The sequence below is a fragment of the Veillonella sp. CAG:933 genome (assembly GCF_000431435.1).
Lineage (GTDB): Bacteria > Bacillota > Negativicutes > Veillonellales > Veillonellaceae > Veillonella_A.
Genome location: NZ_HF986104.1, coordinates 1 through 6,802, shown reverse-complemented (window position 1 = coordinate 6,802; position 6,802 = coordinate 1). Strand labels below are relative to the sequence as shown.

General features: G+C 44.1%; 6 protein-coding genes. 3 read left to right on the top strand and 3 right to left on the bottom strand.

Annotated features, from left to right (window positions below; translation table 11 throughout):
- Positions 1 to 168: 168 nt before the first annotated feature.
- From gyrA to sfsA, 3 genes are all read right to left on the bottom strand, one after another.
- The gene (gene gyrA / locus QZL64_RS00340) at positions 169 to 2,646 is read right to left on the bottom strand and encodes a DNA gyrase subunit A (protein ID WP_021840072.1); all 2,478 of its coding nucleotides are present in this window, start codon (positions 2,644 to 2,646) and stop codon (positions 169 to 171) included.
- 133 nt (positions 2,647 to 2,779) lie between these two features.
- The gene (locus QZL64_RS00335) at positions 2,780 to 3,100 is read right to left on the bottom strand and encodes a YnfA family protein (protein ID WP_226974612.1); all 321 of its coding nucleotides are present in this window, start codon (positions 3,098 to 3,100) and stop codon (positions 2,780 to 2,782) included.
- Between the two features lie 20 nt (positions 3,101 to 3,120).
- On the bottom strand, positions 3,121 to 4,284 hold the full coding sequence (gene sfsA, locus QZL64_RS00330; protein WP_021840070.1) for a DNA/RNA nuclease SfsA: 1,164 nt from the start codon (positions 4,282 to 4,284) through the stop codon (positions 3,121 to 3,123).
- Positions 4,285 to 4,538: 254 nt separating this feature from the next.
- On the opposite strand from sfsA, the gene QZL64_RS00325 reads away from it, so the two are divergent.
- The 3 genes from QZL64_RS00325 (at position 4,539) to QZL64_RS00315 (ending at position 6,699) form a co-directional block, all read left to right on the top strand.
- Complete coding sequence (locus QZL64_RS00325) at positions 4,539 to 5,534, top strand: DUF1858 domain-containing protein (RefSeq protein ID WP_021840069.1); 996 nt, start codon at positions 4,539 to 4,541, stop codon at positions 5,532 to 5,534.
- Between the two features lie 2 nt (positions 5,535 to 5,536).
- Positions 5,537 to 6,199, top strand: coding sequence for a hypothetical protein (locus QZL64_RS00320; RefSeq protein WP_021840068.1), 663 nt, complete (start codon positions 5,537 to 5,539; stop codon positions 6,197 to 6,199).
- Between the two features lie 212 nt (positions 6,200 to 6,411).
- Positions 6,412 to 6,699: a cupin domain-containing protein gene (locus tag QZL64_RS00315; protein ID WP_021840067.1), complete on the top strand. Its 288-nt coding sequence runs from the start codon at positions 6,412 to 6,414 to the stop codon at positions 6,697 to 6,699.
- The last annotated feature ends 103 nt before the right edge of the window (positions 6,700 to 6,802 follow it).

Sequence of the window (6,802 nt, the reverse complement as noted above, 5' to 3'; positions counted from 1 at the left end):
TCTAAAAACCAACTCAAAATGTCCTATAGGCCACAGTTTCTTTCGTTTGACAGCATTATTTTATAGGCATTGAATCTATTATCGACAAATGAAGAACAGTGAATTACAAAAAGCGGACTGAAGAACTTTTATCTTCAATCCGCTTTATTAGTATTTATAAGTTATCACTTAGAACAAGCTGTCTTCTTCCGAATCCAATTCGTCTTTAGCAATAATAGCTACGGAAGCTACTTTATCCTCACCATCAAGATTTTGCAATTTCACACCGGAAATGGCTTTACCTTTTTTAATGGCAATATCTTTCATGTCAAAACGAATAATCTTGCCCTGTTCGGAGATGAGCATTACTTCATCGCTGTCCGTTACGATACCAACAGCTACAACATCACCGGTTTTATCGGTAATGCGGAAGTTTTTCGTTCCCTTGCCGCCGCGTTTCTGGAGCGAGTAGACATCTTCGCTGTTGCGTTTACCATACCCTTCTTCACTGATAGTGAATACCTGACAAGCTTCGCCCGATTCGGTAATCACACCGGCGCCGACTACATCATCACCGGCATTAAGTTTAATACCGCGAACGCCCTGAGCGGAACGTTTCATGAGACGTACGTCTTCTTCATTGAAACGAATAGCCATACCCTTACGAGTGCCGAGGAGAACATCCTGATTGCCCGCTGTGAGGCATACCGCAATGAGACGGTCATCGTCAGCCAAGGAAATAGCATTCAAACCGCTGCGACGAATATTTTGATATTCTTCAATGGACGTACGTTTTACCACGCCTTGTTTTGTTACCATTAACAAATTAAGATCGTGATTTACAGTTTCCATATCAATCATAGTCGTCACCGCTTCACCTACATTGAGCGGCAATACGTTGATAATCGCTGTACCGCGGGAATTGCGGCTCGATGCTTCCGGCACTTCGTAACCTTTCAAGCGATATACACGGCCCGCAGTGGTGAAGAACAAAAGCGTATTATGGGTACGAACATGAGAAATCTGTACCACATAGTCGTCTTCTTTCGTCTTCATGCCGACAACGCCTACGCCGCCTTTATGCTGGTTGCGATATACATTGGCATTCATGCGTTTGATATAGCCCTGACGAGTCAAGGTAATAACCATTTCTTCGTCGGCAATCAAATCTTCCACATCAAGTTCCGATGTATCAATCGTAATTTCACTACGACGTTTGTCGCCGTATTTCTGTTTCATTTCGGTCAATTCGTCTTTGATGATACCCCGCTGACGGTCTTCGCTGGCCAAAATAGCTTTCAAATCAGCAATAAGGATTTCCAACTGTTTGTATTCGTCTTCAATCTTTTCACGTTCCAAACCGGTCAAACGACGTAAACGCATATCTAAGATGGCAACGGCTTGTTTTTCAGTTAAGCCGAATTTCTGCATCAATGCGTTCTTCGCGATTTCATCGGTTTCCGACGCACGAATTGTGGCAATAACTTCATCAATATGATCGAGGGCAATAAGCAAGCCTTCCAAGATATGAGCACGAGCTTCCGCTTTGGCCAATTCGAACTGCGTACGACGTACGATAACGCCTAAACGGTGGTTCAAATAGTGAGTAAGTACTTCTTTTAGCGTAAGTACTCGCGGATGACCGTCCACCAAGGCAAGCATAATCACACCGAAGGTGTCTTGCAATTGAGTGTGTTTATATAATTTGTTAAGAACGATATCCGGCTGTACATCGGCGCGAAGCTCTACAACGATGCGCATACCGCGACGGTCACTTTCGTCACGAAGCACGGTAATGCCGTCAATAACCTTGTCACGGCTCAATTCGGCAATGCTTTCAATAACACGGGCTTTATTAACCTGGTACGGAATTTCCGTTACCACGATACGGTGTTTGCCCTTGTTCATTTCTTCAATCGTGGCACGGGCACGCATCTTAATGCTGCCACGGCCAGTGCTGTAGGCTTTTTTAATGCCATCGCGACCGAGGATTAACGCCCCTGTCGGGAAGTCAGGCCCTTTAATGGCTTTCATCAAATCGTTTACATCCACATCAGGATTGTCGATAAGCATAATTAAGCCATCCGCTACTTCGTTCAAGTTGTGCGGCGGAATATTGGTCGCCATACCAACGGCGATACCGGCGGAACCGTTAATTAACAAGTTCGGAATTTTGGCCGGCAATACTGTCGGCTCTTGCAAGGACTCGTCATAGTTTGGCATGAAATCAACGGTATCTTTGTCGATATCAGCGAGCATTTCCGTCGTAATACGAGCCATACGTACTTCCGTATAACGCATAGCCGCTGCCGAGTCACCGTCGATGGAACCGAAGTTACCGTGACCATCTACCAAGAGGTAGCGCGTATTAAAATCCTGTGCCAAACGCACCGTTGCATCATATACGGAACTATCCCCGTGTGGATGATATTTACCAAGTACGTCCCCGACGATACGGGCCGATTTCTTATATGGCTTATTCGGAGTCATACCGGTTTCATGCATAGCGTACAAAATACGACGATGCACCGGTTTTAGACCATCGCGAACATCCGGTAAGGCACGCATAACGATTACGCTCATGGCATAATCGATATAGGAGCTCTTCATTTCTTTATCAATCTGGACGGGCTCAATTTTCCCGTGACTCCAGGTCGTTTCCTCCACAGTCTCACCTCATTTAATAATAACTAATCGTACATTTCAAGCGCTTCATTTAATTTATTAGCAACTTATATTATAGCATTTTTAGCGTTTTTATGCTACTTTTAACCGCATCAATAAGGGATTTTCACCACATTTAACGGGGATAATACATAATAATTAATACCCCTACGAGGGCAATGGCACCACCTACTAAATCGGCCATATCGGGCACCACTTTATCCACCTGCCAGCCCCATAATATGGACAAAACAATAAAAATACCGCCATACGCCGCATAAACGCGGCCGAACGAGGCCTCCTGCAAAGTAGGTATGATACCGTATAAAAAGAGAACGACGGCACCGGCCACTAAGTACCATGGCCCTTTATCTTCTTTTAAAGCGAGCCATACCAAATAGCCGCCACCGATTTCAAAAAAGCCGGCTACGATAAAGTAAAATAAGGATTTAGCTATTTCCATCAGTGTCTCCTTCCTTATTCACCAAGATTAATCATTGTATCCAAACGGTTCATGCGAAAATCTTCTACCATGAGCATAAAGGGCTCGTTATGAATCGGATTATAGGTCGTACCAAACAGATGACTGTTACAATCACAGTCACTTGAGCCGAAGCCCGGCACCTCCCAGCCATCCAAATTGTTAACAGCCTTGGCCAATTCACATTCCAAATCGTCGCTGCTACGAATCGACAAGGTGGCAATCATTTCACAGTGAGAACGGAAATAATCGAGATGCCAATGCATCTTTTTACGTTTCCGTTTATGACGTTCCAAACGCTTGGTAAGATTGGCTTTAGCGGAGCCCACATAGGTATAATACCCTTCCTCAAAATGAAGGATACCCTTACTACCGATTTCCAAATCCATGGCGGTAGACAAATGTAAAACCACCAGATAATCGCCGCGGTCCTGTGCTTCCCGGCGAAGCAGTTCCGCATCAAAACGGCATTCACGGATTACCTCCGGCATGGTAAATTCTTCCGTCCAACGCAGTGCCACCGCCTTCCAATCAAGATCTCCCGCTACTTCACCGAAAGTTTGGGCAAAGGCCAAATCCGTATGATAATCCGGTAAAAACCAACGGGCCCGTTCCCACTGTACCAAGAACAAGACCCCCGTATGATAACCTTCACTTTTAAGAGCCTGTAGATGCAGTAAATGTTTACGCCCTCGCTCCGTTATGGCATCAGGGAACATGGCCCCTTCACGACTGAACAAAGTGCAGGATTTTACTTCCAGCAAAAAAGACTCGCCGTCATCATTGGTTAATAACAAATCAAAGCGGCTATTACCTACTGTATATTCACGGCGCACGACGGACCATTCTTCCCAACCGGGAATATGTTTCGTAGAAATTAAATACTCCGCCACATCATTACTGTAGTTAGTATCCAACATAATCGGCACCCCATCCCGTTCAATGCCGATAACCCGGTACTGTGTTTTGGCGTCCTTTTTCGGATGATGGACTATGTAAAATTTAACACCGGGGTATAATAACTCCCACATGCGGCCCGGATTCGGCAAATGGGCCGGCAATACTTCACCGTTTAAATGATCCATAGCCAGATGAACCACAAAGCGATTCGGCCGTTCTACAAATCGTCCCGTTAATACTTTTTCATATAGTTGTTTCATGGTCTACCTCTTATTACAAAATTGCAATAACGAATCATTCTTCTAATATATCTAAAAAAATAAAAATGTAGCACAGGCTACATACATTTCAAGTAAAATGTCCTATAATGAACAATGTAAACACGAAGATTACCGTGTACTAAACGACATGAAGCAATATTTTTACTCGTATTATAAAAATATTACCTTCTTTATTATACGTAGAAGTAATGCACTCGTAAAGGAGTGCCGTCAAGGGAAAGGACGATGACATTATGGCTCAAGTAGCAGGTAACTTACAAAGAATTCGCAACGGTCAACGCCGTTATGCAATCACACCACGCATTCCGGGTGGTTTCGTACAACCAACTATGCTTCAAAAATTTATAGATGTAGCCAACACATTTAAGGCTACCCTCAAAATCACCGGTGCCCAACGCATCATGATTACTAACTTAAAAGCGGAAGATGTTGATAAAGCTTGGGAAATGCTGGGAATGGCACCGGCTTACAGCACATCCAATCGTGTACGCAGCGTAAAAATTTGCCCGGGCACCACGTTCTGTAAACGCGCTAAGCAAGACAGCGTAAGCCTCGGCATGAAATTAGATAAATTATATATTTCTCAGGAAATGCCTTCCAAAATGAAATTCGGCGTATCCGGTTGTCCAAACTCTTGCTCCGAATCCATCACTAAGGATATCGGCGTAATCGGTACCGCAGAAGGCTGGCAAGTATATGCCGGTGGCAGTGCCGGAGCACACCCTCGTTTTGCCGACCTCATTGCCGAAGTAGCAACCGAACAAGAAGTATTAGCATTGGTAGACCGCATGGTTACTTTCTACAAAGAAAATGCTCATATTGAACGCATGGGCGCCTTCATTGACCGCATTGGTCTCGACACTTTCAAAGAAGCCGTATTAGGCGATATCGAAGCAGCTGATGCTTCTAAATCTGCCGCAGCTACCGCTACAATCAGTGCCGCTGCCGCAGCTGATGTAAATGCCACTGAGCCTTCCGTAAAATTACCGGGTATGGGCAATAATGCTACCCTCGGTTTACAAATGGGCGAACCTATTACTGAAAACTCCATCATTCGTGAAATCATCGAAGTATATCCAAACACAATTCCGGCTCTTCAGGAAATCGGCATGGGCTGTCTCGGCTGTCCATCTGCAACGTCTGAACCATTATGGCAGGCCGCTTCCATTCACGGCTTTGATGTTAACGACCTCGTAACCCGTTTAAATAATCTTCGTAAAGGAGCATAACCATGTCAGCATTCTTAGGTCACATTCATTTTTGGTTGTATAAAAAAATTCGCCTCGTTATCGAGCGTGAAGATTTAATCTATAAAGAAGCGCAGAAATCCTTAGGCGATTTAGCCGATGAACTTCATTTCGTTGCGGTTGACCTCTACGGTAAACCAATTCCGGCAGACCGTAATCTTGAAATGATTATCGACCACAGCAACATTCACGGCTGGTTGCAAAATCAGATTGAAATTGCCACGGTCCGTGAAGCTAACTTCATCAAAGACTTGCTCGACTGCGGTGGTGAAGATGCGGAAGAGGCAATTTTAACCGCCTTCGTAACCCAAGGTGCCGCTTGTGGGAAAGTAGCGGCCGACGAGCTTAATAAAGGCGACCATACGCCACAGGAAATCTATCAGATTATGCAAAACTACTATTTAAACGGCATGCCTTGTGACGGTGGCGATACGATTCTCGCAGATACAGCTGATGAATACGTATGGGAAGGTAGCCACGCTAATCAAAAAGGCAATTGGGCCAAAGCCGGCGTCGATCAGACATTCATGATGGCGGCCTACCAAGCTTGGTTCCAAGGTTTTGTGAGCGCTGCGGATCCTAAGTTCAAATTCACCGTAGAGTTAATTGACGGCGAATTCCCACAATACAAAATCGTTCGCGCTTAAGTAACATTTCAAGTTCGCTGTTTCATTACAGCCGACTTCCGCCTGATCTTAAATCAGCAAAAATTGTACGCCCTACAATTAAATACAATATATATAACTTGCCGTCAGCTGACCATTGCACTTTATAACTAATTTACCTTTCCCTTATAGTCTAAAGGCAACGTACTGTCGGCAAGTTTTTTCTTACAATTATTTCAAAAGGAGGTTTTCTCATGGTTGGTACTGAAAAAAACGAATTGGGCTTATTATTCCAAGGTCCTAATTTTGTAGTTGTAAAAAAAGGCGGCAAAGCCGGTGAAAAAGTAGAAAATCACAATCATCCGGAAGCCAATGTAGTCTTTACCGTAGTTAAAGGCAAAGTAGCTGTTCAACTGAATCAGGAAGAAGAACATGTGTTAACTCCGGGTACGGTTTTACAGTTTAACGGTGACAACTTCATTCAAGCAACCCTCGTGGAAGACAGTGAATTTATTGTTACCTTAGTACACAAACCGGAATAAAAAATAGCGACACATCCTTATTACGCAGATGTATCGCCTTTAACACAATATTTTATATGCACTAACCCTTATTCGGGTTATAGGACATTTTGAGTTGGTAATT